Origin of the sequence: Microbacterium sp. LBN7, assembly GCF_045690345.1 — a bacterium.
In the GTDB taxonomy this organism is placed as follows: domain Bacteria; phylum Actinomycetota; class Actinomycetes; order Actinomycetales; family Microbacteriaceae; genus Microbacterium.
The window spans coordinates 1,692,262-1,717,005 of record NZ_CP147856.1 but is presented as its reverse complement, the minus strand read 5'-3'; the positions used below and the strand labels follow the sequence as shown (position 1 = coordinate 1,717,005).

Below are 24,744 nucleotides of genomic sequence, written 5' to 3'. Positions count from 1 at the left end.
CCCGCACGAACTCCTCGGGCGTCGTCTCCGCTCACTTCATGCAGCGCCCGGGCCAGCCGTCATCGGCCGCGCCGGGATCACGGTCGTGCGATCTGACCTGACTTGCGGCGATGGTGCCCTCGCACACGAAGGTCAGGAGGTCTCCCGGTGAGGTGTCGGCGGGCAGGAAGACCTGCAGCGGGGGCGCCTGGCGGTCCCGCTGCTGCACGAGGAGCCGGGTGCGCTCTCGCGTACGGGGACCGTTGAGCAGCAGCGCATCGAGGAGTCGGGGGCCGATGATGCGCAGATCGCAGTCCACGGTGATCTCCGCGGGCCGGCGGTGATCACCCTCCGTGCGTCCCAGGACGGTCGCCAGGACGACCGTGCGGTGTCCGTCCCCGCGGTCGGCGTCGCCCGCACGGGCGATGAGGACGCAGGGTGTGCCGCGAGTGCGGGCGAGGTCGGTCAGCGACCTCCCCGCGACGGCGATGTCTCGCGGGCTCACCGTCGTCTCCGCCGGCCAGGCCGAGATGCGACGGCGCTGCGTCTGCTGTCGGATCAGCAGCGACGTGGCGAAGATGCTGTGCAGCATGCTCACGACGCATCCGTCCGAGCTGCGGGACTGCCGGGTCGTCGGGTGGGAGGGATCTCCATGGAGTTCATGCCTCAGTCCTACGGCGCCTTCCCGCCGCGGGGAACGCGTCTCTACGGAACTCATGCGGGTCGTCGGAGAGCACGCGCAGCAGCTGCGGAAGGGGGATCCCGGGCCGGACTTCGGCGTCTCATCCCGGATTCGTTAGGGACCCATGAGAGTCGTCGGGGTCGGCGTATGCGTTCCGTTAGAACGGCATTCCCGGGCCGCCGCCGGGTGTTTGATCGGTGATTGCGCCCGCAGTGGGCAGTCCGGTCAGCGTGGGCTGACGTGGTCCTTCGAATGGAGCTTGTTGTGCTTGACATCGTCTACGTGCTGGGCGTGATCGTCCTGTTCGTGGTTGTCGGATTCCTGGGGAAGGCGGTGGAGAAGCTGTGATCGTGTTCGAGCTCCTTGCGGCCGTCCTCGGCATCTCGGCGATCGTCTATCTCGTCGTCGCCCTCGTGAAACCGGAGCGATTCTGATGACGTGGTGGTACGCACTTCTCGCCTTCGCCTCGGTCGCGCTCGTCATCGGCGTCCTCTACCGGCCCGTCGGCGACTACATGGCGTGGGTCTACACCTCGCGCAAGGACTGGAGGGTCGAACGCGGGATCTACAAGATCATCGGCGTCGACCCCCAGGCCGGGCAGACCTGGCAGGCCTACTTGCGCGGAGTGCTCGCGTTCTCGGCGGTCGGACTGCTCATCGTCTACGTCCTGCAGCGCACGCAGCAGTGGCTGCCGTACTCCCTGGGTCTCGGGGCGCCGTCGGAGCACCTGTCGTTCAACACGGCGGCGTCGTTCGTCGGCAACACGAACTGGCAGTCGTACTCGCCGGAGCTGACGGTGGGCTACACCGTCCAGTTCGCCGGCCTCGCCGTGCAGAACTTCGTCTCCGCGGCCGTCGGCATCGCCGTCGCGATCGCGCTCGTCCGCGGCTTCGCCTACCGTCGCTCCGGCACGATCGGCAACTTCTGGGTGGACCTGACGCGGGGCACGCTGCGTCTGCTGCTCCCGATCGCGGTGATCGGAGCGATCGTCCTCCTGGTCGGCGGAGTCATCCAGAACTTCAACGGCTTCACCACCGTCTCGACCCTCACCGGGGGTGAGCAGTCCATCCCGGGCGGCCCGGTCGCCTCGCAGGAGGCGATCAAGCTCCTCGGCACGAACGGCGGCGGCTTCTTCAACGCGAACTCCTCGCACCCGTTCGAGAACCCCACGGCGTGGACGAACGTCTTCCAGGTCATCCTGATGCTGCTGATCCCGTTCTCCCTGCCGCGCACGTTCGGCAGGATCGTCTCCGACAACCGTCAGGGCTACGCGATCCTCGGCGTCATGGCCACCCTGTACACGGTGTCGTTCGTGATCCTCACCGCACTCGAGTCGGTCGGCAAGGGCACGGCGCCCGAGCTCGCCGGCGGCGCGATGGAGGGCAAGGAGCAGCGATTCGGGATCATCGGATCCACGCTGTTCGCGACCACGAGCACCGGCACCTCGACGGGTGCCGTGAACTCCATGCACGATTCCTACACGGCGCTCGGCGGCATGATGCCGATGCTCAACATGATGCTCGGCGAGGTCTCGCCGGGTGGTGTCGGCTCCGGTCTCTACGCGATGCTGATCCTCGCCGTGATCGCCGTCTTCATCTCCGGTCTGCTGATCGGTCGCACCCCCGAGTACCTCGGGAAGAAGATCGGTCCGAAGGAGATCAAGCTCGCCGCCCTCTACATCCTGGTGATGCCGACGCTCGTGCTGGGCGGGACCGCGCTCAGCTTCGCGATCCCCGGTGTGCGGGAGGAGCTCGAGAGCACCTCGATCTGGAACCCGGGCATCCACGGGATGTCGGAGGTCCTGTACGCGTTCACATCGGCGGCGAACAACAACGGATCGGCTTTCGCCGGTCTCACGGCGAACACTCCGTGGCTGAACACCGCGCTCGGCGTGGTGATCCTGCTCGGACGATTCGTGCCGATCGTCTTCGTGCTCGCGCTCGCCGGCTCCTTCGCAGCCCAGGACAAGGTCCCGACCACCTCGGGCACCCTGCCCACGCATCGACCGATGTTCGTGGGGCTGCTCACCGCCGTCACCGTCCTGGTGACCGCACTCACGTTCTTCCCCGTTCTCGCGCTGGGTCCCCTGGCAGAAGGGCTGATGTAAAACATCATGTCGACGACAACCGAAACCCGTCCGGAAACGGCGGCGAAACCCGCGCAACGCGGAGGGTTCACCTGGGAGCAGGTCCGAGCCGCGCTCCCCGGCGCAGTCCGCAAGCTCGACCCGCGCGAGCAGTGGCGCAATCCCGTCATGCTCCTGGTCTGGCTCGGCGCCGCTCTGACGACGGTTCTCGCCGTCGCGGAGCCCTTCATCGGCGGCGCGGCGGACTCGGGCGGCACGACCGTGCCCTGGTCGTTCACCGGCGCGATCGCCGTGTGGCTGTGGCTCACGGTCCTCTTCGCGAACCTCGCGGAGTCCATCGCCGAGGGACGGGGCAAGGCCCAGGCCGAGACCCTGCGCAAGACCCGCACCAGCACGATGGCCCATCGCGTCGCCGAGTACGACGCACTCGGCGATGCTCCGGCCGAGCGCACGCCGTCGTCCGACGTGTCGTCTGCCGAGCTGTCGCTGGGAGATGTCGTGGTCGTCTCGGCGGGCGAGCTGATCCCGGGCGACGGAGACATCGTCTGGGGCATCGCCTCGGTCGATGAATCCGCCATCACGGGCGAGTCCGCCCCGGTCGTGCGCGAGTCCGGTGGCGACCGCTCTGCGGTGACCGGCGGCACCCGCGTGCTGTCCGACCGCATCGTCGTGCGCATCACCTCCAAGCCGGGTGAGACCTTCGTCGATCGGATGATCGCCCTGGTCGAGGGGGCGTCGCGTCAGAAGACGCCGAACGAGATCGCGCTGAACATCCTGCTCGCCTCGCTGTCGATCATCTTCGTGGTCGTCGCCCTGACCCTGAACCCGATCGCGTCGTACGCCGCCGCACCGGTGAGCGTCACGGTGCTGATCGCGCTTCTCGTCTGCCTCATCCCCACGACGATCGGTGCGCTGCTCAGCGCCATCGGCATCGCGGGCATGGACCGGCTCGTCCAGCGGAACGTCCTGGCGATGTCCGGCCGTGCCGTCGAGGCGGCCGGCGACGTGACCACCCTGCTTCTCGACAAGACGGGGACCATCACCTACGGCAACCGCCGCGCGAGCGCTTTCGTGCCCGTCAGCGGCGTGCCGCAGGAGGAGCTGATCCTGACGGCCGCGCTGTCCTCGTTGGCGGACCCCACGCCGGAGGGCGCCTCGATCGTCGAGCTCGCCAGAGACAAGGGCGCGGTCGTCGGATCGAGTGCGGAGGGCGAGATCGTCCCGTTCACCGCGCAGACCCGCATGTCGGGGCTCGACACCCCGGACGGGGTCAGCATCCGCAAGGGCGCCACGTCGGCGGTCGTCGCCTGGCTCGAAGCCGAGGGCGATCGCCTGCCCAGCAGCGCGCTGGCCGAGATCGAGGATGCCGTGGAAGCGATCGCGCAGTCGGGCGGCACCCCGCTCGTCGTGGCGACGAAGAACCGTGCGGGCGAAGGCCGTCTCCTGGGCGTCGTGCATCTGAAGGACGTCGTCAAGGAAGGGCTCCCCGCGAAGTTCGCGGAGATGCGCGCCATGGGCATCCGCACCGTCATGATCACGGGCGACAACCCGCTGACGGCTGCGGCGATCGCCAAGGAGGCCGGAGTCGACGACTTCCTCGCCGAAGCGACCCCCGAGGACAAGCTCGCCTACATCCGCAAGGAGCAGGACGGCGGCAACCTCGTCGCGATGACCGGTGACGGCACGAACGACGCTCCCGCACTCGCGCAGGCGGATGTGGGCGTGGCGATGAACTCCGGCACGTCGGCGGCGAAGGAGGCCGGCAACATGGTCGACCTCGACTCCGACCCGTCGAAGCTCATCGACATCGTCCGGATCGGCAAGCAGCTGCTCATCACGCGCGGCGCGCTGACCACGTTCTCGATCGCCAACGACATCGCGAAGTACTTCGCGATCATCCCGGCGATGTTCATGGGGGTGTTCCCGCAGCTCGGAGCGCTGAACATCATGGGGCTGCACTCCCCGGCATCCGCCGTGCTGTCGGCGATCATCTTCAACGCGATCGTGATCGTCTTCCTCATCCCGCTCGCGCTGCGGGGCGTGAAGTACCGGCCCGGCGACGCCTCGAGCATCCTCGGACGCAACCTCGCGGTCTACGGCCTCGGCGGCGTGATCACCCCGTTCATCGGCATCTGGCTGATCGACCTCCTCGTGCGTCTCATCCCCGGCTTCTGACAGCCGCGAAAGAAGGAAAGAAATGAACACCTCAACCCGCCAAGCGGGACGGACGATCTGGGTCGCCACCCGCGCGATGGCGCTCTTCACCATCGTCCTGGGCGTCGTCTACACGCTCGTGATCACCCTGGTCGGCCAGCTGGCGCTTCCGGCTCAGGCCAACGGATCCATGGTGACCGACACCCAGGGCTCCCCGGTCGGCTCCTCGCTGATCGGCCAGTCCTTCGCGGATGCCGAGGGCGACCCGCTTCCGGAGTACTTCCAGCCGCGTCCGTCCGCCGCGGGCGACGGCTACGACGGGGGTGCGTCGTCGGGCTCGAACTACGGGCCCGAGAACGCGGATCTCATCGAGGCCATCACCGAGCGCAAGACGCAGGTCGCCGAGTTCAACGGCGTCGCCGAGGAGGATGTGCCCGTCGACGCGGTGACCGCATCGTCGTCTGGCCTCGATCCGCACATCAGCCCGGAGTACGCGGCGATCCAGGTCGCCCGTGTCGCCGAGGAACGCGGCCTCTCGGTCGATGACGTGCGAGCGCTCGTTGCCGCGCACACGAACGGTCCCGACCTCGGCTATCTCGGCGCCTCCACGGTCAACGTGCTCGAGCTCAACCTCGCCCTGGACGAACGGGAGGAGTGACGATGTCGAAACGGGGGCGGCTCAGCGTCCTGCTCGGCGCCGCCCCCGGCGTCGGCAAGACCTTCACCATGCTCGAGGAGGGCCGGCGTCTGCTGGCCGAGGGCAAGGACGTCGTCATCGGGATCGTCGAGACGCACGGACGTGCGGCGACGGCCGCGATGACCGACGGGATACCCGCGGTGCCGCGCGCCCGATTCGCCCACCGCGGGGTCGACCTCGAGGAGATGGATCTGGCCGCCGTGCTGGCGCGCCGACCCCAGATCGCGCTGGTCGACGAACTGGCGCACACCAACGCCACGGGTTCGGAGAACGAGAAGCGCTGGCAGGATGTCGAGGTCCTCCTCGATGCCGGTATCAGCGTGATCTCGACCCTGAACATCCAGCACATCGAATCCCTGAACGACGTCGTCGAGCAGATCACGCGCGTGCCCCAGCGCGAGACGGTGCCCGACAGCTTCCTGCGCAGCGCGGATCAGATCGAGGTCGTCGACCTGGCCCCGCAGGCGCTGCGCGATCGCCTGAGCGGAGGGTTCGTCTATCCGGCGGAGCGCATCGATGCGGCGCTGTCCAACTACTTCCGGCTCGGCAACCTGACGGCGCTCCGCGAGCTGGCCCTGATCTGGCTCGCCGACGAGGTCGACCAGGCCCTCAAGGGCTACCGGCAGGAGCAGGGGATCGACTCGACCTGGGAAGCGCGCGAGCGCGTGGTCGTCGCCCTCACCGGCGGCATCGAGGGAGAGACGCTGCTCCGTCGCGGGGCGCGCATCGCGTCGCGTTCGGCCGGCGGCGAGCTGCTGGCCGTGCATGTGACGAGTCAGGACGGCCTGCGCGCGAGCAACCCGGTCGCCCTCGCGGAGCAGCGGACGCTCGTCGAGAAGCTCAACGGCACGTATCACCAGGTCATCGGCGACGACATCCCCACCTCGCTCGTGGAGTTCGCCCGCTCCGTGAATGCCACCCAGCTCGTCCTCGGCGCGAGCCGGCGCGGACGCCTCGCCGCGGCGTTCACCGGACCGGGCATCGGCGCCACGGTCGTGCGGGAGTCCGGCGACATCGACGTGCACATGGTCAACCACGGCGCGGCCGGACGACGCTTCGCGCTTCCTCCGCTCACGGGCGCGCTCACCCGCAAGCGCCGGATCCTCGGTCTCGTCGTCGCTCTCCTGGGCGGGCCGCTGCTCACCGCGCTCCTCAGCGTGTTCCGGAGTCCGGAGTCGATCACCACCGACGTGCTGAGCTTCCAGCTCCTGGTCGTCGTGGTGGCTCTCGTCGGAGGCATCTGGCCGGCGCTGTTCGCCGCCGTGCTCTCTGGTCTGACGCTCGACTACCTCTTCATCGAACCGCTCTTCACGATCCACATCCACGAGCCGCATCACCTGCTCGCGCTGTGCCTGTACGTGGTCATCGCGAGCCTCGTGAGCTTCATCGTGGATCGTGCCGCCCGGTACACCCGAGCCGCGCGTCGATCGGCGGCCGAATCCGAGCTCATCCAGACGATCGCGGGCAGCGTGCTCCGCGGAGACAACGCGGTGCAGGCGCTCGTCGACCGCACCCGCGAGGCGTTCCAGCTGCCCGGCGTCCGTCTCGTCCGGGGAGAGGACGTCCTCGCGCGTGCCGGTGAACCGCTCCCGGACAATCGCCACACGGAGGTGCGGATCGGCGACGATGCGGTCCTCGAACTGCACGGCGCCGACATCGCGGCATCCGAGCGGCGCCTCCTCGCGGTCGTGACGGCGCAGCTCGCCGCGGCCCTCGAGCATCAGCAGCTCGAGCACACCGCGAAGCAGATCGAGCCGATCGCGGCATCCGATCGCGTCCGCGGCGCGCTCCTCTCGGCGCTCAGCCACGACCTCCGTCGTCCTCTCGCGGCGGCGTCCGCGGCGGTGGGCGGCCTGCGCGCGGCCGGCCCCGAGCTCGCGACCGCGGACAAGCAGGAGCTCCTCGAGACCGCGGATGAGAGCCTCACGGCTCTCGCGACGCTCGTCACCGATCTTCTCGACGTGAGTCGTCTGCAGACGGGCGTGCTGTCGATCGCCGACATGCCGACCGACCCCGCGGAGGTCATCGCGCCGGCGCTCGACGAGCTCCACCTCGGCCCGACCGACGTCTCCCTCGCGCTGAACCACGGAGACGCGCTCGCCCACGCCGATCCGGTGCTGTTGCAGCGTGTCCTCGTGAACCTGCTGGCCAACGCCCACCGATACAACCCGGACGGACCTCCGGTCCACATCAGCACCAGCACCTTCGGCGGCCAGCTCGAGATCAGAATCATCGACCACGGACCGGGCGTCCCCGCAGAGAAGAAGGACGACATCTTCCTGCCCTTCCAGCGCCTGGGCGACACCGACAACTCGACCGGTCTCGGACTCGGGCTCGCCCTGTCTCGCGGCTTCGTCGAGGCCATGCACGGCACGCTCATCCCCGAGGATTCGCCGGGCGGGGGACTCACGATGGTCATCTCGCTGCCGACCGCGCCGGCAGACGCATCCGCATCCGAGACCGTGGAGGACGCACCATGAAGATCCTGATCGCCGACGACGATCCGCAGATCGTCCGCGCCCTGCGGATCACCCTCAGCGCGAAGGGGTACGAGGTCGTCACCGCCCCCGACGGCGCGCAGGCGATCGCTGCCGGGATCGACCATCAGCCGGACATCTTCCTCCTGGACCTGGGCATGCCGCGGCTCGACGGCATCGAGGTGATCGAGGGCATCCGCGGATGGTCGCAGGCGCCCATCCTGGTCGTGTCCGGACGCGCGGGCGCCGCGGACAAGGTCGAGGCGCTCGACGCCGGAGCCGACGACTACATCACGAAGCCGTTCGCCGTGCAGGAGCTGCTCGCGCGGATCCGGGCGCTGACGCGGCGGGTCCCGCAGGACACCACGGCGCCGATCGCGCACCTGGGGGACGTGACCATCGACCTCTCCGCGCACAGCGTCGTCCGCGCCGGAGCGGAGGGTGACGAGCACATCCGCCTCACGCCCACCGAGTGGCAGATGATCGAGCTCCTCATCCGCAACCCGGGCAAGCTGGTGACGCGGAAGACGCTGCTCACGAGCATCTGGGGGACCGAGCACGCCGAGGACACCGGGTACCTCCGTCTCTACGTGTCGCAGCTCCGCAGGAAGCTCGAGGCCGATCCCTCGCATCCGGTCCACATCCTCACCGAGCCGGGGATGGGGTATCGGCTGGAGGGCATGGTGGGGTGACGCGGGGTGTTTCTGCGCCGACCTCTTGACATCGCCTTCACTCAGGCATAACGTACAACCAAATGGTTGCACAAAGAGAACTGAGCGAAGCGGAGGTCGACCGTGTGTTCCACGCATTGGCGACGTCGACCCGGCGCGACATCCTGCGTCGGACGATCGAGCGTGAGCAGTCCGTCTCGACCCTCGCCTCCGAATACGAGATGTCGTTCGCCGCGGTGCAGAAGCATGTGGCCGTGCTCGAAGCCGCGAACCTCATCGTCAAGCGCGCCGAGGGACGCGAGCGGCTCGTCCGCGCGAACCCCGAGATGATCGCCCGCGCCAGGGCGCTCCTCGCCCGATACGAAGAGCTGTGGCGGTCGCGCATCGCCCGACTCGACGACCTGCTGGCCGGCCCTTCGACAAGCTCAGGGACCCAGCGAGAAGATAACGAAACCAAGGAAGAGGACTGACAATGCCTGTCACCGACGTCATCACCGACACCGAGAACCTGACCATGACGGTCGTGGCCGATTTCGCCGCTCCCGTCGACCGGGTGTGGAGCGCCTACAGCGACCCGCGTCAGCTCGAGCGCTTCTGGGGCCCTCCCGGATGGCCGGCGACCTTCAGCGCCTGGGACCACACGGTCGGCGGGCACGCCGTCTACACGATGAACGGCCCCCGGGGTGAACGTTCATCGGGATCGTGGGAGTTCCTCGCGATCGAGGCGCCGCACCGCTTCGAGGTGCTCGACTCGTTCGTCGACGAAGACGGCAAGCCGCTGGAGGGCTTCCGCGCGCAGCGGATGACGTTCGCCTTCGAGCCCACCGCCGACGGCACGCGCATGGTGACGACGAGCCACTTCGCCTCGGTCGAGGCCATCGAGCAGGTCGTCTCGATGGGCCAGGTCGAGGGCATCAAGATGGCGATGTCGCAGCTCGACGCCGTGCTGCAGGACCTCCGCGACTACGCGCAGGGCAAGGGCACGAGCGTCGAACTGCTCGACGACACGCACGTGCGCATCACCCGCCTCGTCGAGGGTCCGCGCGAGCTCGTCTGGCGTGCGCACAACGAGCCGGAGCTCATGAAGCAGTGGCTGCTCGGACCCGACGGCTGGGAGATGACGGAGTGCGTCGTCGCCACCGAGGTCGGTCAGACCTACCGCACCTCGTGGGCGCCGGTCGGCGACACCGAGGGGCAGCCGTTCGGCTTCGAGGGCGAGGCGATCCTGGTCGACGCCCCGCGCCGCTCCGTGCAGACCGAGCGGATGATCGGGATGCCGGTCGAGACGCTCAACGACCTCAACCTGTACGAGGAGGACGGCGCGACCCTCATCACGCTCTTCATCGAGTACCCCGACAAGGAGACGCGCGACATGATCCTCGCCACCGGCATGGCCGACGGCATGGAGGCGTCGTACGCCCGGCTCGAGAAGGAACTGCTCGCCGTCTGAGCGTTCACGATTCAGCAAGAACCGGCCGATCCCGTGGCGGATCGGCCGGTTTCTGCTGTCTGGGCGACGTTCTTGCTGAATTGTGAACGGGGACCGCGCCGCACGACCCGGGTGGATGCTGTCGCTCACACCAGCGGGGCGGGATAAAGTGGCGACACGATGAGGATCACGCGCCGCACTCTGCTCATGGGCGCCGGAGTCGGTGCCGTCTCGGTGCTGCTGGCGTCGTGCACACCCGACCCGGAGCCGACCGCGAGCCCGACGCCGACCCGCGAGCCGCAACCGCAGCCGGGCGTCCCCGAGCCGGCCGATCGCCTGCGCAGCTCATGGACGACCGACCCCTTCTCATACGGCGCCGTGAGCTTCACCCCGGTCGGCGTGCTCGCGGAGACCCGGTCGCAGCTGGCCCGTCCGGTCGTCGATCGTGTGTTCTTCGCGGGCGAAGCCACGGATGCCGACGAACCGGGCACCATGCGCGGCGCGATCCGCTCAGGTGCGCGGGCGGCGGATGAGGTCGAAGACCTGGCGGAGGCGGGCGAGCGGATCGCCGTGATCGGCGCGGGCTTCGCGGGTGCGACCGTGTCAGCACGCCTCGCCGCGGCCGACATGCAGGTCACGGTCTTCGAGGCGCGCGACCGCATCGGCGGCCGGGTCCATTCGGTCGTCGACGACTCCTGGCCCATGCCCGTGCAGCTCGGCGCCTGGCTCTTCGGCGAAGGAGACGAAGACCTGCGGCAGCGCATGGAGGCATGGGAGATCGGCGTCGTCGATCTCCCCGACGCGCAATGGCACGGACCCGAGGGCGATATCGAGCCGGTCGACAGTGCGCCGCTGCAGGCCGCCATCACCGCGGCGCAGGCGGCTCCGGCCGACATCTCCCTCGCGGATGCCCTGATCGAGGCGGGCGGCGATCCCGAGGATCCGTCGACCGCGGCCCTGCTCGCCGCGCTCGCGACGACGGCGGGAGCGGATGCCGCGCAGCTGTCCAGCTGGTTCCCGCCGGCCCTCCCCGCGGCTGCTCTCACCGGGGCGCGCGACGATCTCACGCCGCTCGTCGAAGACGCGCTCGACGGTGTGGAGGTCTCTCTGTCCTCCCCGATCAGCAGGCTCGCCTACGACGACTCCGGGGTCAGCGTGCGGCTCGGGACGGGGGAGGCGCTGTCCTTCGATCGCGTGGTCGTCACCGTGCCGCTCGGTGTGCTGCAGGAACAGGACCTCGAGTTCGATCCGCCGCTGCCGTTCGTCAACCGCACCGCGATCGGCGCCCTCGGGATGGGGCGCATCGAGACCATCTGGCTGCGTTTCGACGAGGCGTTCTGGGACTCGCAGGCGGCGATCTGGCACACCGTGGGCGCCGACGTCGGCATCCGCACCTGGATCAACCTGCGACCCGCGACCGGCGAGAACATCCTCGTCGGGATCGTCGGGGGCGCGGCGGCGGAGGAGTTCGCCGACCTCGACGACACCGAGGCTCTCGAGTCGGCGATGGAGTCGCTCGCCGTCTACGCGTCCTGACCCACGGTCTCGCGCGTGTCCGCGCGGTCGGCGGGTTCGATCTCCGCGTCATCGGATGCCGCGGGTGAACGCCACTGCTTGCGCGTCGGCATCCGACTGATCAGCACGAGCCCCGTGGCCACGAGGGCGAAGACGGCAAGGGCGATCGCGGAGAAGGTCAGGAACTCCAGCGGGCCGCTCACCTGCCGCGGGTCGAGGAAGTAGTACGGATACCAGCCGATGAGCGGGCCCCGCCACAGCGTGAACGCGCCCCAGACGAGGGGATAGGCCAGGGTGATCGGCACCACCCGCCACGGCACCCGGCGGTGGCCCGGCGCGAGTGCCCACGCCGCGATCGTGCACGCCGGCAGCCAGAAGTGCAGCACCTGATCCGACCATGGCACGTCGATCCGGATGCCGCGCTCGCCGCCCTGCCACACCATCACGGCGAAGACGATCCCCGCGGTGATCGTCCAGGAGAGCACGAGCGCGAGGGCGACGGTCAGCCAGCGCGGATCCGCCGGGCGACGCAGCGCGATGACGCCCGCGACGGCCAGCAGCACCACGAACGCGATGTTCGACTGGTTGGTGAGGTACGCGAAGAAGTTCTGACTGGCGATGGTGTTCGACGCCAGACCCCAGCTCAGTCGATGGATGAGCGCCACGAGGCAGATGGTCGCCGCGCCGAGACGGAGCAGGCCGAAGACGGTGCGCGCCTTCACCTCTGCGTCACCCTCTCTCCCATCAGCCGAGTCTACGGATCGGCACCCCTGGCCTCGCTGACCCACGTCGGTTCAGGCGATCACGCGGGTTCAGGCGATCACGCGGGTTCAGGCGGATCGGTCGTGAAACGGCTTGATTCCGCGCGTCGGCCTGATTCCACGCGGTGAGGTCGCCGCGTCAGCGCCGAGAGCCGCGTCAGCGACGAGAGCTGAGTCAGCGTCGGGGGCTGCGCGTCGACCAGAGGGCCAGCGCGACGAGCACGGGCTGGAAGAACAGACGCACGAAGCGCTTCATCTCGGTGTCGAGCCCGAAGCCGTCGCGGTGATGCATCCACTGCGCGAGGTTGCCCGGGAACACGGCGACGAAGAACAGGGCCGCGATGACGCCGACCAGGCCGCGGCGGCGGCGCGCGAGCAGGAGTGCCGAGCCCAGCGCGATCTCGACGACCCCCGAGGCCACCACGGTCACATCGGGATCGAGCGGCAGCGACTCCGGCACCTGCGCCTGGAACTCCTCACGAGCGACCGTGAGGTGCGAGACCCCGGCGAAGACGAGCGAGGAACCCAGGAAGATGCGGCCGATGGTGCGAGCGGGAGTCGACATGGTGCGAGTGTACGCCGCGGCATCCGCTGGTCAGATGAGGCGGCGGAGGGCCTCTTCGAGCGAGACGCCCTGTGCCTCGGCGCGATCGCGCAGGCGCGCGTGCTCGTCACCGGACAGTGCGAGGCGCACCTCGATCGGGTCGTCGACCGGCGCATCGAGGCCGTCGAGCAGATCGGATGCCTCTGCCCACAGCGGCTCGGCCGTCGCCGGCTCGGACCTCGCCGGCGCGGCAGCGGGTGCCGGGGCGGCAGCAGGCGCAGCCGCGGGGACGGCGCTCGCCGCGATCGGCGCGGAGGCGGCGACGGCGGCCCCGGCATCCGATCCGCGGGTGAAGCCCGGGCCGCGGCGCGGCTCCTGCTTGTTCTTGTAGGCGGTCGCCGCGGCGTTCGCCCGCTCGTCGGCGGCCTCGTTGAGGTCGTCGCCCGCGTGCCCCTTCACCCAGGAGAACTGCACGTCGCGTCCGCGCATGGCCTCGTCGATGCCCTCGAGGAGGTCGCGGTTGAGAACGGGCCCGCCGTCGGACTTGCGCCATCCCTTGCGCTTCCACCCGGGCATCCACTTCGTCACCGAGTCGATCACGTACCGGCTGTCGCACCAGATGTGCAGCTTCTCGTCGGTGCCGGCCGTCGCCTTCAGCAGCTCGAGCACCGCCTGCAGCTCGCCCTGGTTGTTCGTGCCGTGCGGTGAGCCGCCGGCCGCCCAGTTGTCGTCGTCGATGTACCAGGCCCACCCGTTGGGGCCGGGATTGCCCAGGGCGGAGCCGTCTGCGGCGGCGGTGATCGTCATCCCTCCACCGTAGCCGTGGGCGGTGACGCCGCCGGACGAGCCTCAGCCCTGCGCAGCGCGCCGGGCATCGGCGGCATCGAGCCCGCGCTTCATCTCCGCCCGGGATTCGTCCGCCCACGGACCCGAGCAGGCGAGGGGGATCTCGGTCATGAACCGTCTCTCCTCGGCAGGGATGCTCGCCGCCACGGCATCCGGATCCGAGGCGGCCGTCTCGTAGAGAGCCGGGCCGTCGGCGTAATAGGGGTCGGTCAGCACCAGCCGGCCGTCTCCGCCGCGCATCACGTTCGACGGGTTCTCATCCAGCGGACCGCACCAGGGCAGCTCGGCCTGCGCCCGCGCGTGGATGCGACGGATGCTGTCGACCAGCGTCGCGATTTCGGGCGCACCGTCGGCGATCAACGCGTGGAAGGCGACGGCGTCGGCTTCGTCGGCCTCGCGCAGCCACTCCATGATCTGCAGGTCGCCGCCGCCCGCGAGGCGCCGGTGTGCGAACAGCCTCGGGACCTGACCGGTTCCTGCCGCGTCCCGGTACAGCTCTGCCGTGTACGGTCCCGTCGGATCGAAGGGGCTGATCCGCACGACGACCTTGCCCTCGGGGGAGCGCAGCGCCCTGGCCCAGTCCCCCGCGCCGCACGGCTGCCAGCCGGCATCGCGGAACAGCCGCTCCGCGTCGCGGTGATCGGCGTCGGGCCCGAGCTGAGCCAGAAGGGCCTCGATCGGGTCAGTCGCCATCGGATGCGGGACCGTCGTCCGGTTCGCGGCTCTCGATCGAGACGGTGGTGGACGGCACGGGCGCGACCGGGAACACGATCGAACTCACATCGGCTCCGAGGCCGAGCGCCATCGGATCGACCGACGGTGCCTCATCGAGGACGTCGGCGCCCTCGCGAACGAGCGGCTCGGACGGAAGCGTCCACTGGTTCTCTTCGTCATCCTTGCGGTGCTGGAACAGTCCCATGTGTCCCATTCTGATGCCGGCCGTCGGTGTCGAGCACCGATTCACACCGGATTGATCGGATGCCGCGACGCGCCGGGTGTCACTCGGAGCGCTTCGACGCCTCCCGCACGGCGTCGACCAGAGCCCGCCACGGCCCATCGACCTCGGCGTCGCTCAGGTCGCGTTCGCGGTGCTCGGAGGGGGTGCGGGCGCGGATGGTCCACACGAAGCGATCGGCGCCGGGTGCGGCAGGTGCCTCCTGGTCCCAGGGGCACCGGTCGATGAGGGTGATCCATTCGCCGGCGTCGGGTTCCTCCGCCTCCACGCGCCACTGACGACGGATGCCGGCGATGCCGCCGGAGCGCACGACCGCGATCACGACGCGGACGTCAGTCGGAGGACGGGACTCGCTCATCCTCATAGACTCCCACGGTGCTCCACGCGCGTCGAGCGGCTGTTGCCGTCTCGTCGCCCAGCTCGGTCGCCGCGGCGACGGTCGCGTCGGCGAACTCGGTGAAGGTCGCGGTGCTCGAGAGCCCGCCGGTGAGTGCGCGGTACCAGACGGTGCCCGCGGTCTCCCACGCGTTGCCGCCGAGATCGATCGCGAACAGCGCGAACGCCCGGTTGGGGATGCCGGAGTTGATATGGACCCCGCCGTTGTCTTCGGTGGTGCGGACGAAGTCGCTCATGTGCGCCGGCTGCGGGTCTTTGCCCAGCTCGTCGTCGTCATAGGCGGTGCCGGGCTCAAGCATCGAGCGCAGCGCCTTGCCCTCGACGGCATCCGTGAAGATCTCGGCGCCGATGAGCCAGGTCGCCTTGTCGGCCGTCTGCCCCAGAGAGTACTGCTCGGTCAGGGCGCCGAACACGTCGGCGATGGATTCGTTGAGCGCACCGGGCTGCCCCTGGTACTCGAGGTTCGCGGTGTGCTGCACGACGCCGTGGGCGAGCTCGTGCCCGATGACCGTCGTGGAGCCGGTGAAGTCCTGGAACACCTCGCCGTCGCCGTCGCCGAAGACCATGCGCTCGCCGTCCCAGAACGCGTTGTCGTAGTCGACGCCGTAGTGCACGGTCGCATCGAGCGGAGCGCCGGCGTCGTCGAGCGAATTGCGGCCGAACGCGGAGAGCAGCATCTCGAACGTCGCGCCGAGGCCGTCGAAGGCCTCGTTCACGGCGGTGTCGTCGACGGGGCCGTCGTCTTCCGTGCGCACGACGGCGCCGGGGAGCTGCTGGGTGTTGCCCGCGTCGCTGATCGTGCGGTTCGGGGCGTCGGAGAGCTGGGCGACCAGGGCTCCGTTCTCGTCGATCGAGAGGTCGATGCGCGCACGGAACGGCGGCCGTCCGGCGGTGAGCGTCTGCCGCGCTGCGGCGGCGGCCTTGGGGAAGCGGCCCGACTCGGCCAGGCGCGCGAGCAGATAGGAGGGGACGACCCCGTGGCGTTCGAAGGATGCTGTGCTGCTCATGGTGCGACCCTACGCCGGGGCGCCGACGTTCAGCATCGGACGTTCGGCCACAGCCGTGTCCGGATGGTGCCGGATGCGCGCCGTCCGCGATGCGCTCCGATGGCGAAGTGCGCTTCGGAAGGTCGCGTTCGCGGCATCCGTCCTTCTCGGGTGCGCAAGTCCTCCGTCAGCGCCGCACAACGTACCGTCGACTTGAGATTGAGAATCGTTATCAATAAGGTGTGAGACCTATGGATTCCCCCTCTTCTCGCCGCCGCGACGGCCGCACCGCGGCGCCGCTGGCCGCGCTGGCGCTCGCCCTGCTCGCTCTCCCCGCGTGCACGGCGTCGTCGACTCCGGATGCCGCGCCGACCTCGGCATCCGACGATCACGGCATCCCGGCCGGCGCGGCCGCCGAGGTCGCGTCGCCGGCGCGCGCGCTGATCGTCGCGGATGCCGAGGGCGAGGTCGTGATGCTCGATCTCGACTCGGAGGAGCGCTCGGTGATCTCGCCCGCGGCATCCGATGTCGAGAGGATCGACGCCGACGGCCGCCTCGTCTTCGTCACCCATCGCGACGGCGATCGCGTGCGTGTCGACGTCATCGACACGGCCCGTTGGACGGTGCCGCACGGCGATCACACGCACTCCTTCCTCGGGGAGCCGCAGCTGCGCGGATCCGTCGACGGCACGGGGGAGGCCCGCGTGACCGCCGGCGCGCAGCGGGCGACCGTGCACTTCTCGAGCGGCGAGGTCGTGGAGCTTCCGCACGACGATCTCGCCGAGGTTCTCGACGACGCACCGCGCGTGACGATCGCGGCCGACGGCCCCGTCGTCTCCTTCGCCTCGCATCTCCTCGCCGCGACGGCGGAGGGCACCGTGGCGGTCTTCGATGCCGACGGCGCTCCCGTCGCCGGCGGGGCGATTCCCTGCGCTGCGGCGGCGGATGCCGACCTGACCCGCGTCGGCGTCGTCTTCGCGTGCACGGAGGGGGCGGTGCTCTTCACCCGGGAGGTCGGCGGCACGATCGCCGCGGAGCCCCTGCCGCTTCCCGCCGGCGCGGCGGCCACGGACCTCTCCGGGCGCGCGGACCGCCCCGACCTCGCGGGCGTCGCCGGCGACCAGGGCGCATGGCTGCTGGATGTGCGCACCCGGCAGTGGACCCTGCTCTCCTCCGACGTGCCGCTCCTGCGGGCGGTCGCGGTCGGCGACGACGACAGCCGCACGGTCGCGCTCGACGCCGAGGGGCGGGTGCGCGTGCTCGCGGCCGACGGCACGGTGCTCGTCCGCACCGAGCCTCTGCTCGCGGCATCCGTCGCCGGTCCCGCACTCCTCGCCCCTGTGCAGCTCGTCGTCGACGCGGAACACGCCTACCTCTCCGATCCGGCGGCCGGCGTCGTGCACGAGATCGACCACACCGACGGCATCGTCACCCGCACCTTCGCCGACCTCGATCCCCGCTTCCTCAGCCAGGTCGGCTGACCCGGCCCCGTACGCAACCCCTCAGCACCACACACAAAGAAAGAGAGACACCATGTCCCGACCCGTCCGCAGCCGCCTCGCGGCCGGCGCATTCGCCGCCTTCGCGGTCGTCGCGCTCGCCGGATGCGCGACCGCATCGCCCACGGCATCCGGCGGTTCCGCCGCCCCCGAAGAGAAGCACGAGGCCGACACCCGCGTCGCCGTCACCTACGACGGAGGAGTCGTCGTGCTCGACGGCGAGACCCTCGAGCAGATCGACCAGGTCGAGCTCGGCGGATTCCTGCGCGTCAACGGCGCCGGCGACCATGACGGCCACGTCTTCGTCACCGCGGAGGACGGCTTCCACGTGCTCGACACCGGACTCGCCTCCGACACCGTCGAGTTCACCGGCGAGGTCTTCGAGGCCGTGGCCGCCGGCCACGCCACCCCGCACGCCGGGCGCACCGCCCTGTTCGACGACGGCACCGGAGAGATCCGGGTCTTCGACACCGACGCGGTCGGCACCGGCACGCTCCCGGAGGTCGACACGATCACCTCGGAGGCCGCGCACCACGGCGTCGCGATCGAGCTGTCCGACGGCACAGCGCTGGCCACGATCGGCACCGAGGAGGCTCGCACAGGAGTGCGGCATCTCGCAGCCGACGGCACGGAGCTCGCCCGCAACGAGGAGTGCCCGAGCGTGCACGGCGAGGGTGCGCTGAAGGGCGAGACGGTCATGTTCGGCTGCGAGGACGGTGTGCTGCTGTTCTCCGACGGAGCCTTCACCAAGCTCGATGCTCCGGACGAGTTCGGCCGCACCGGCAACGCGTACGTCACCGACACCAGCGCCATCGCCTTCGGCGACTACAAGACCGATCCGGATGCCGAGGGCTACCTGCTCTCGAAGCTCGTGCGCATCGACACCGACACGCAGGAGCTCTCGGTCATCGACCTGCCCGACGGCGTCGAGTACACCTGGCGCGGGGTCGGCCGTGACGGTCACGACAACGTCGTGGTGCTGAGCGCCGACGGCAGCCTGTACCTGCTCGACGAGGCCGGCGAGGTCATCGACCAGTGGAGCGTCATCGAGCCGTGGGAGAGCCCGACGGAGTGGCAGCAGCCGCACCCGGGTCTGCGCGTCGTGGGCGACATCGCCTACGTGACGGAGCCGGCGTCGGACAAGATCCTGGCGATCGATCTGCACTCCGGCGAGGTGGCGGCATCCGCCGTCCTCGATGTCGTGCCGAACGAGTTCGTCGTGGTCGGCGCGGCCGGCCACTGAGAGAAGTCCGAAGGGCGGGTCCGTGGCGGCGGGCCCGCCCTTCGGCGTCTGTGACGGCACGATCTGCGGACGGTGTCACGTTCTGCGGATGTTCTGCCGCAGAACGTCCGCGAATCGTGAGCCGGTCCGCAGATCGTGCCGGGTGGCCGGCCCGGTCAGTCCTGTTCGATGCCCAGCACGGTCGTGCGCATGCCGTCGGACTCGTACAGCACGGGCATCCCGGGGTGCGCGATCGAGAACCAGAACACGCCGTCTTCGGTGTCGTACTTGCGGCAGGTCAGTTCGCCGAGCGGCGAGGACAGCGAGACCGTCGACACGCTCGTCGTGTCGGCGTCGAAGGCCGCGTGACCCTGCAGCTCCGCCCAGGTCACCCGGTGCGAGACGATCGCCTTGGGGTCGGCGGCGTCCCACCGGTCGAGCGTCGCGCCCTCGGCATCCGTGTCGCTGAATCGGTTGACGTGCTCGCCCAGGGGGCCGTCCGGTCCTTCGAGGAGCAGCCGGATCACCTTGCCGGATCCGGTGGCGTCGCGGATCTCATCGGCGGTGAACGGCGTCGGGAGGAGTCCGGGGCCGAGGAGGTGCGGGTCGGTGGCGTCCATCCCGCCATTCTCCGTCTTCGCGACAGGTCCCCGTTCACAATTCAGCAAGAACGTCGCCGGAGACCCCGAAAGAGGGGTGGTCGTCGCCGCTGCGCCGAGTTCTGGCTGAGTTGTGTGCGCCGATCGATGGAGAGCCGCGTCACTGCCGCGTCGTGACTGCCGCATCTTGACAGGATTGCGTTCTGTATACAGAATACGAGAGAGCCCTCAGGGCATTCCCGACACGATCTTCCGATGATGAAAGAGGTAGCGAGATGGCACGTGCGAACGTGACGCGGTATCTGGCACTGGGTGCCGCCGGCGCTCTGGCACTGGGACTCGCCGCGTGCAGCGGCGGGGGCGGAGGCGGCGGCGTCGGTGCGGACGGCACGGCGACGGTCATCTGGTCGACCTGGGGCACGCCCGACGAGCTCACCCGCTACGAGGAGTTCAACAAGGACTTCATGGAGCGCCACCCCGACATCAAGGTCAAGCTGCAGCCGGTCGCCAGCTACGGCGACTACCACTCCAAGCTGCTCGCCCAGCTCACGAGCAACACCGCCCCCGACGTCTTCTACGTGGGTGACGACATGATCGGCCAGTTCGTCGACTCGAACCGCCTCATGCCGCTCGACGACCTGATGGCCTCGAAGGAGAGCAAGACGAAGAAGGACGACTTCTTCCCCGGTCTGTTCGGCGCGGCCGAGCACGACGGCGAGGTCTACGCCGCTCCGAACGACTCGAACCCCGATGTGTTCTGGTACGACAAGCAGGCGCTCGAAGCCGCCGGCATCACCGAGGACCCCGCGACCCTGGCCGAGAACGGCGAGTGGACGACCGACACCTTCCTCGAGATGAACGCGAAGCTGCACGACGCGGGACTCACCGGCACCATGTACTGGAACTACTGGGCCACGCACTGGAGCTGGCTGTCGTCCCAGGGCATCGATGCTCCGTACGACGACTCCGGAGCCTTCGTCGCGAACGAGGATGCCGACGCGGTCGAGGCCGTGCAGCAGTTCGGCGACCTGTTCCAGGACGGCACCTTCGTGGTCGCCGACACGCTCCCCGACGGCGCCGGTGCCGACAGCGTCTTCGTCACGCACAAGGCCGGGTTCTTCGTGCAGGGCCGCTACACGATCGGCACGGTCGACGCGACCGGCGAGCAGGACAGCTACGACATCGTGCCGTGGCCGACGCCCGACGGCGAGGCCGCGCCCACGGGCGTCGCGACGAGCTTCCTCGCCATCAACGGCAAGACCAAGGTGAAGGACGCGGCGTTCACGTTCTGGACCGAGTTCCTCTCGGCCGAGGGACAGACGTTCCGTCTCGAGGGCGGAGGCAACGCGGTCCCGTCAATCAAGGGCGCCGACGACGTCGTGCTCGAGGGCGACTACCCCGCTCACGCGCAGACCTTCCTCGACATGCGCGACATCGGATTCGAGGACTACCCCGCCGAGGCGCGGGTCCCGGGCCTGCCGACCGCGATCGCGGAGGAGTTCCAGAAGCTCTACGAGGGGAAGACCGACGCGCAGACCACGCTCGACACCATCGCCGACGTGATCAAGGAACGGTCGGAGAAGTAAGAGTGACCACCCTCACCGAGAACGGACGGATGCCGCAGGCCGCGCCTGCGGCATCCGCCCTGCCCCTGCGGAAGGAGGCGGCCTGGCGCCGCCGCGACCGACGGTGGGGGTACGTGTTCGTCGCCCCGCAGCTGTTGGGCATGGCGCTCTTCGTGGTGCTGCCGTTCGGCGCGAGCCTCGTGCTCGCGTTCGCGGAGTGGGACGGGCTGAGCGACCTGAAGTGGGTGGGGCTGGCGAACTTCGTCGACCAGCTGCAGGACCCGCTGCTCGGTCGCTCGATCATCAACACGCTGCTGATCGCGCTCGTGACCGTTCCGATCGGCCTCACGCTCTCGGTGATCGTGGCGGTCGCACTGGAGAAGCTGAAGACCCGCACGCTCTATCTGATCCTCTTCTTCGCGCCGGTCGTCACCTCCACCGTCGCGGTGGCGATGATCTGGCAGCAGATGTTCCGTGCAGACGGCCTGCTCTCGGTGACGATCTCGAAGGTGTTCGGGGTCACTCCGCCGGATTGGCTGCAGGACCCGAAGCTCGCGCTCCTCGCGGTCTGCATCGTCACGATCTGGTCGTCCATGGGCCTGAACGTCGTGATCTTCCTCGCCGGTCTCCAGAACATCTCGCCCTCGGTGATCGAGGCCGCCCGCATCGACGGGGCCGGCGCGTGGCGGCTGTTCACCAGCATCCGCCTGCCGCTGCTCTCGCCGATCGTGTTCTTCTCGTCGGTGATCGCCTTCATCTCTTCGCTGCAGACCTTCGACACGGTCTACGTGCTCGTCTCCGGCGGAGGCCCCGACAACGCGACCCGCACGATCGTCTATCACATCTTCGATCTGGGCTTCGGGCGGTTCGAGTTCGGGCTGTCCAGCGCGGCCAGCATCATCCTGCTCGTGCTCACCCTCGTCATCACGGCGATCCAGTTCGGCGCGCAGAAGAAGTTCGTCCACTACGAGGATGACCCCGCATGAGCATCCAGACGCCTCCCCTCGCGGCCCCCGCGCCCGCGACCGACTCGACCATCGCGCTCACCGCCCCCGGGTACCGTGGGCGCGGCCGTGGCGGCCCCGGGGCCGATCGGGCACGTCGTCGCGTCGGCGCCACCGTGCTGCACGTCGTTCTCGTCATCGGCGGCATCTCGATGGTGTTCCCGTTCGTGTGGATGCTGCTGACCTCGTTCAAGACGCTGCCGCAGCTGCTCAAGAACCCGCTCGAGTTCCTGCCGAATCCGTGGACCGTCGACAACTACACCGAGGCCTGGAACGCCGTGCCGTTCGGCCAGGCGTACCTGAACAGCGCGTATATCGCGGTGCTCGTCGTGGTCGGCACGCTCATCACCGCATCGATGGCCGGCTACGCGTTCGCGCGCATCCGCTTCAAGGGCAGCAAGGTGCTGTTCATCGTGTTCCTCGCGACGCAGATGATCCCGGCGCAGGTCACGCTGATCCCCTTCTACCTGCTGATGTCGCAGCTCGGCTGGGTCGACTCGCACCTCGCGCTGATCGTGCCCGGCATGATCGCGAACCCGTTCGCGGTGTTCCTCATGCGCCAGTTCGTGCTGGCCCTGCCGCGCGAGCTCGAGGAGGCGGCGCTGGTCGACGGCGCTGGCCGCTGGCGCATCTTCTGGAGCATCGTGCTCCCGAACCTCAAGCCCGGACTCGCCGCGCTCAGCATCATCACCGCGCTCGGCGTCTGGAACGCGTTCCTGTTCCCGCTCGTGCTGCTGAACACCCCGGACCTGTTCACGGTGCCGCTGCTGCTGACCTCGTTCCAGGGGCAGTTCGGATCGATCAACTACGGCCTCGTCATGGCGGCATCCGCCATCGCGACCGTGCCGATGCTGATCGTGTTCGTGATCGGCCAGCGCAAGATCCTCAACAGCATGGCCGCCTCGGGGCTGGGAGGGCGGTGATGGATGCCGCGGCTCTGGCCGGACGCCACCTCGACCTGGTCTCGGCGCCGTTCACCCTGCCGCGGTCGCGCGTGCTGGTGTTCCGCGAGGGCGACGGCGTGCGCGTGCACACCTCGGAGTACGAGCGACGGCTGGCGGAGTGCCGGGTGTTCGAGCTGCTGACGCTGACGGATGCCGCGGGTGTCGCGTTGCCGGTGGCGGAGGTGCTGCCGGGGCGGGTCACATTCGGCGGCCCTTCGACAGGCTCAGGGACCCAGGGGCTGGGTCCGTCGACAGGCTCAGGGACCCAGGACGGTTGGGTCGCTGAGCTTGTCGAAGCGTCCCGGCCGACGGCGACGCTCACGTTCGCCGATCCCTCGACGCTGAGTCTCGGCGCTGCCGAGGGCGCGACCGGGCTGACCCTGCACCTCGAGCTCCCGGACGGCAGCGTGCAGCGGCATCCGCTCGGCGACGGCATCCGCCTCCACATCGCCGCCGATCGCTCCGTGACGGTCGAGCCGGGCGACCACGCGGCCGCGCTCGCCGCGACCGACCGCATCTGGGCGGACTGGTTCGCGAAGTGCCCGATCGTGCGCGACGACCTGCAGGAGATGACGGCCTTCTGCTGGTGGGTCCTGGGCGCGAACATCGTCGAGCTGCCGTCGCTCGGCGACGCCCGCGCGATCGTCCCGTCGAAGATCGGCTACGTGGGGCTCTGGCAGTGGGACGCGTACTTCATCGCTGTGGGGCTGCGTCACGGCGACCCCGAGCTCGCCCGCGAGCAGCTGGAGATCGCGTTCCGATTCCCGCAGCCCGACGGTCAGCTGCCGGATGTCGTGCATGAAGAGGGTGTGCTCGCCACGAGCGACGACCTGCCCGAGAGCGACCGTGCGAACCTGCGTCGAGCCGGCTCGCAGATCGCCGACCCGAGCGCCCCGGTGCCGCTGACGAAGCCGCCGCTCGCTGCCTGGGCGCTGCGCAAGGTGCTCCAGGTCGAGGACGCACCGGACTGGGCGCGAGAGCAGCTGGCCAGGGTCATCCGCTCGCAGGACTGGTGGTTCGCGGGCAGCGACCTCGATCACGACGGGATGCCGGAGTACGGGCATCCGTACTCCTCGGGTCTCGACGACAGCCCGATCTTCGATGGGCCGCTGCCGACGGCGGCGCCTGACCTCGGGGCGTACCTCGTGCGGCAGGACCTCGAGATCGCCGACCTGCTCGCGCGATACGAACCCGGCGTCGATGCGTCCCGGTTCGACGAGCGGGCCGCCGCCACGCGGGCCCTGCTGCTGGACATGTGGGATGCCGAGCGCGGCAGGTTCCTCGCGTTCGGCGGGGGCGAGGCGCAGCTCAGCGACACCGTCGTCGGGCTGATGCCGTTGCTCACCGGCACCCTGCCCGAGTTGATCGCCGAGTCCCTGGCGGCGGCCGTCGATGATCCCGAGCGCTTCGGCCTCGAGTGGGGTCTGCCGACCGTCGCGGCATCCGATCCCGACTTCTCGGACGAGCGGATGTGGCGCGGACCGATCTGGGTCAACACGAGCATGCTCGTCGCCGAGGGGCTCGAAGCGTCCGGATACGCCGATCGCGCACGGGAGCTCCGCGAGCAGACCGTCGCGCTCGTGATCCACGGCGGCGGCCCGCACGAGTACTTCAACCCGCGCACGGGGCAGAAGGCCCGCACCGCGACGACGGCATTCGGCTGGTCGGCCGCCCTGTTCATCGACCTCGCGGTGACGCTGTCGGAGTGCCGCGGCGGGGGAGGGTGAGCCTCG

General features: G+C 69.5%; 24 protein-coding genes. 15 read left to right on the top strand and 9 right to left on the bottom strand.

Annotation, left to right across the window (positions count from 1 at the left end):
- Positions 1-31: 31 nt before the first annotated feature.
- The gene (locus tag LBN7_RS08115) at positions 32-577 is read right to left on the bottom strand and encodes a hypothetical protein (RefSeq protein ID WP_407361476.1); all 546 of its coding nucleotides are present in this window, start codon (positions 575-577) and stop codon (positions 32-34) included.
- Between the two features lie 428 nt (positions 578-1,005).
- Here LBN7_RS08115 and LBN7_RS08110 point away from each other — a divergent pair, with 428 nt between their 5' ends.
- From LBN7_RS08110 to LBN7_RS08070, 9 genes are all read left to right on the top strand, one after another.
- A complete protein-coding gene (locus LBN7_RS08110) occupies positions 1,006-1,095 on the top strand; it encodes a potassium-transporting ATPase subunit F (RefSeq protein ID WP_116636107.1) in 90 nt (29 codons plus the stop codon).
- Positions 1,095-2,768: a potassium-transporting ATPase subunit KdpA gene (kdpA, locus tag LBN7_RS08105; RefSeq protein WP_407361475.1), complete on the top strand. Its 1,674-nt coding sequence runs from the start codon at positions 1,095-1,097 to the stop codon at positions 2,766-2,768. The genes LBN7_RS08110 and kdpA overlap by 1 nt, the downstream gene beginning before the upstream one ends.
- 6 nt (positions 2,769-2,774) lie before the next feature.
- The gene (gene kdpB, locus LBN7_RS08100; protein WP_407361474.1) at positions 2,775-4,922 is read left to right on the top strand and encodes a potassium-transporting ATPase subunit KdpB; all 2,148 of its coding nucleotides are present in this window, start codon (positions 2,775-2,777) and stop codon (positions 4,920-4,922) included.
- Between the two features lie 22 nt (positions 4,923-4,944).
- Positions 4,945-5,559, top strand: a complete 615-nt coding sequence (gene kdpC, locus LBN7_RS08095) for a potassium-transporting ATPase subunit KdpC (RefSeq protein WP_407361473.1) — start codon at positions 4,945-4,947, stop codon at positions 5,557-5,559.
- A gap of 2 nt (positions 5,560-5,561) precedes the next feature.
- Positions 5,562-8,078 carry a DUF4118 domain-containing protein gene (locus LBN7_RS08090; RefSeq protein WP_407361472.1) on the top strand — a complete coding sequence of 839 codons (2,517 nt, stop codon included), beginning with the start codon at positions 5,562-5,564 and terminating at the stop codon, positions 8,076-8,078.
- On the top strand, positions 8,075-8,767 hold the full coding sequence (locus LBN7_RS08085; protein WP_116636103.1) for a response regulator transcription factor: 693 nt from the start codon (positions 8,075-8,077) through the stop codon (positions 8,765-8,767). The genes LBN7_RS08090 and LBN7_RS08085 overlap by 4 nt, the downstream gene beginning before the upstream one ends.
- Before the next feature lie 62 nt (positions 8,768-8,829).
- A complete protein-coding gene (locus LBN7_RS08080) occupies positions 8,830-9,216 on the top strand; it encodes a helix-turn-helix transcriptional regulator (protein ID WP_116636102.1) in 387 nt (128 codons plus the stop codon).
- A 2-nt stretch (positions 9,217-9,218) separates the two neighbouring features.
- Positions 9,219-10,196 (top strand): SRPBCC family protein, encoded by a 978-nt coding sequence (locus tag LBN7_RS08075; protein ID WP_407361471.1) that lies wholly within the window; start codon positions 9,219-9,221, stop codon positions 10,194-10,196.
- A gap of 159 nt (positions 10,197-10,355) precedes the next feature.
- A complete protein-coding gene (locus LBN7_RS08070) occupies positions 10,356-11,711 on the top strand; it encodes an FAD-dependent oxidoreductase (RefSeq protein WP_407361470.1) in 1,356 nt (451 codons plus the stop codon).
- Here the strand turns inward: LBN7_RS08070 and LBN7_RS08065 are convergent.
- The 7 genes from LBN7_RS08065 to LBN7_RS08035 form a co-directional block, all read right to left on the bottom strand.
- Positions 11,699-12,412: a Pr6Pr family membrane protein gene (locus LBN7_RS08065; RefSeq protein WP_243408949.1), complete on the bottom strand. Its 714-nt coding sequence runs from the start codon at positions 12,410-12,412 to the stop codon at positions 11,699-11,701. The genes LBN7_RS08070 and LBN7_RS08065 overlap by 13 nt on opposite strands.
- 214 nt (positions 12,413-12,626) lie before the next feature.
- Complete coding sequence (locus LBN7_RS08060; protein WP_341946657.1) at positions 12,627-13,016, bottom strand: DoxX family membrane protein; 390 nt, start codon at positions 13,014-13,016, stop codon at positions 12,627-12,629.
- Positions 13,017-13,046: 30 nt separating this feature from the next.
- Positions 13,047-13,802, bottom strand: a complete 756-nt coding sequence (locus LBN7_RS08055) for a ribonuclease H (RefSeq protein ID WP_341946656.1) — start codon at positions 13,800-13,802, stop codon at positions 13,047-13,049.
- A 42-nt stretch (positions 13,803-13,844) separates the two neighbouring features.
- Positions 13,845-14,534 carry a hypothetical protein gene (locus LBN7_RS08050; RefSeq protein WP_407361469.1) on the bottom strand — a complete coding sequence of 230 codons (690 nt, stop codon included), beginning with the start codon at positions 14,532-14,534 and terminating at the stop codon, positions 13,845-13,847.
- The gene (locus LBN7_RS08045; RefSeq protein ID WP_407361468.1) at positions 14,524-14,760 is read right to left on the bottom strand and encodes a hypothetical protein; all 237 of its coding nucleotides are present in this window, start codon (positions 14,758-14,760) and stop codon (positions 14,524-14,526) included. Before LBN7_RS08045 ends, LBN7_RS08050 begins: the two co-directional genes overlap by 11 nt.
- A 79-nt stretch (positions 14,761-14,839) precedes the next feature.
- Positions 14,840-15,154, bottom strand: a complete 315-nt coding sequence (locus tag LBN7_RS08040; protein ID WP_116636095.1) for a protealysin inhibitor emfourin — start codon at positions 15,152-15,154, stop codon at positions 14,840-14,842.
- Entirely contained in the window at positions 15,129-16,199 is a 1,071-nt protein-coding gene (locus LBN7_RS08035) for a M4 family metallopeptidase (protein ID WP_116636094.1), read from the bottom strand. Before LBN7_RS08035 ends, LBN7_RS08040 begins: the two co-directional genes overlap by 26 nt.
- 230 nt (positions 16,200-16,429) lie before the next feature.
- On the opposite strand from LBN7_RS08035, the gene LBN7_RS08030 reads away from it, so the two are divergent.
- Both LBN7_RS08030 and LBN7_RS08025 read left to right on the top strand, forming a co-directional pair.
- Positions 16,430-17,659, top strand: coding sequence for a hypothetical protein (locus tag LBN7_RS08030; RefSeq protein ID WP_407361467.1), 1,230 nt, complete (start codon positions 16,430-16,432; stop codon positions 17,657-17,659).
- Between the two features lie 52 nt (positions 17,660-17,711).
- Complete coding sequence (locus LBN7_RS08025; protein WP_116636091.1) at positions 17,712-18,920, top strand: hypothetical protein; 1,209 nt, start codon at positions 17,712-17,714, stop codon at positions 18,918-18,920.
- A 155-nt stretch (positions 18,921-19,075) separates the two neighbouring features.
- On the opposite strand, the gene LBN7_RS08020 is transcribed toward LBN7_RS08025, so the two are convergent.
- Positions 19,076-19,519, bottom strand: a complete 444-nt coding sequence (locus LBN7_RS08020) for a hypothetical protein (protein ID WP_116636090.1) — start codon at positions 19,517-19,519, stop codon at positions 19,076-19,078.
- A 254-nt stretch (positions 19,520-19,773) separates the two neighbouring features.
- On the opposite strand from LBN7_RS08020, the gene LBN7_RS08015 reads away from it, so the two are divergent.
- The 4 genes from LBN7_RS08015 to LBN7_RS08000 are packed head-to-tail and all read left to right on the top strand — an operon-like array spanning position 19,774 to position 24,738.
- Positions 19,774-21,084 carry an ABC transporter substrate-binding protein gene (locus LBN7_RS08015; protein ID WP_407361466.1) on the top strand — a complete coding sequence of 437 codons (1,311 nt, stop codon included), beginning with the start codon at positions 19,774-19,776 and terminating at the stop codon, positions 21,082-21,084.
- Positions 21,085-21,086: 2 nt separating this feature from the next.
- Entirely contained in the window at positions 21,087-22,049 is a 963-nt protein-coding gene (locus LBN7_RS08010; RefSeq protein WP_116636088.1) for a carbohydrate ABC transporter permease, read from the top strand.
- Positions 22,046-22,990, top strand: coding sequence for a carbohydrate ABC transporter permease (locus LBN7_RS08005; protein ID WP_407361465.1), 945 nt, complete (start codon positions 22,046-22,048; stop codon positions 22,988-22,990). Before LBN7_RS08010 ends, LBN7_RS08005 begins: the two co-directional genes overlap by 4 nt.
- Complete coding sequence (locus LBN7_RS08000; RefSeq protein WP_407361464.1) at positions 22,990-24,738, top strand: amylo-alpha-1,6-glucosidase; 1,749 nt, start codon at positions 22,990-22,992, stop codon at positions 24,736-24,738. Before LBN7_RS08005 ends, LBN7_RS08000 begins: the two co-directional genes overlap by 1 nt.
- The last annotated feature ends 6 nt before the right edge of the window (positions 24,739-24,744 follow it).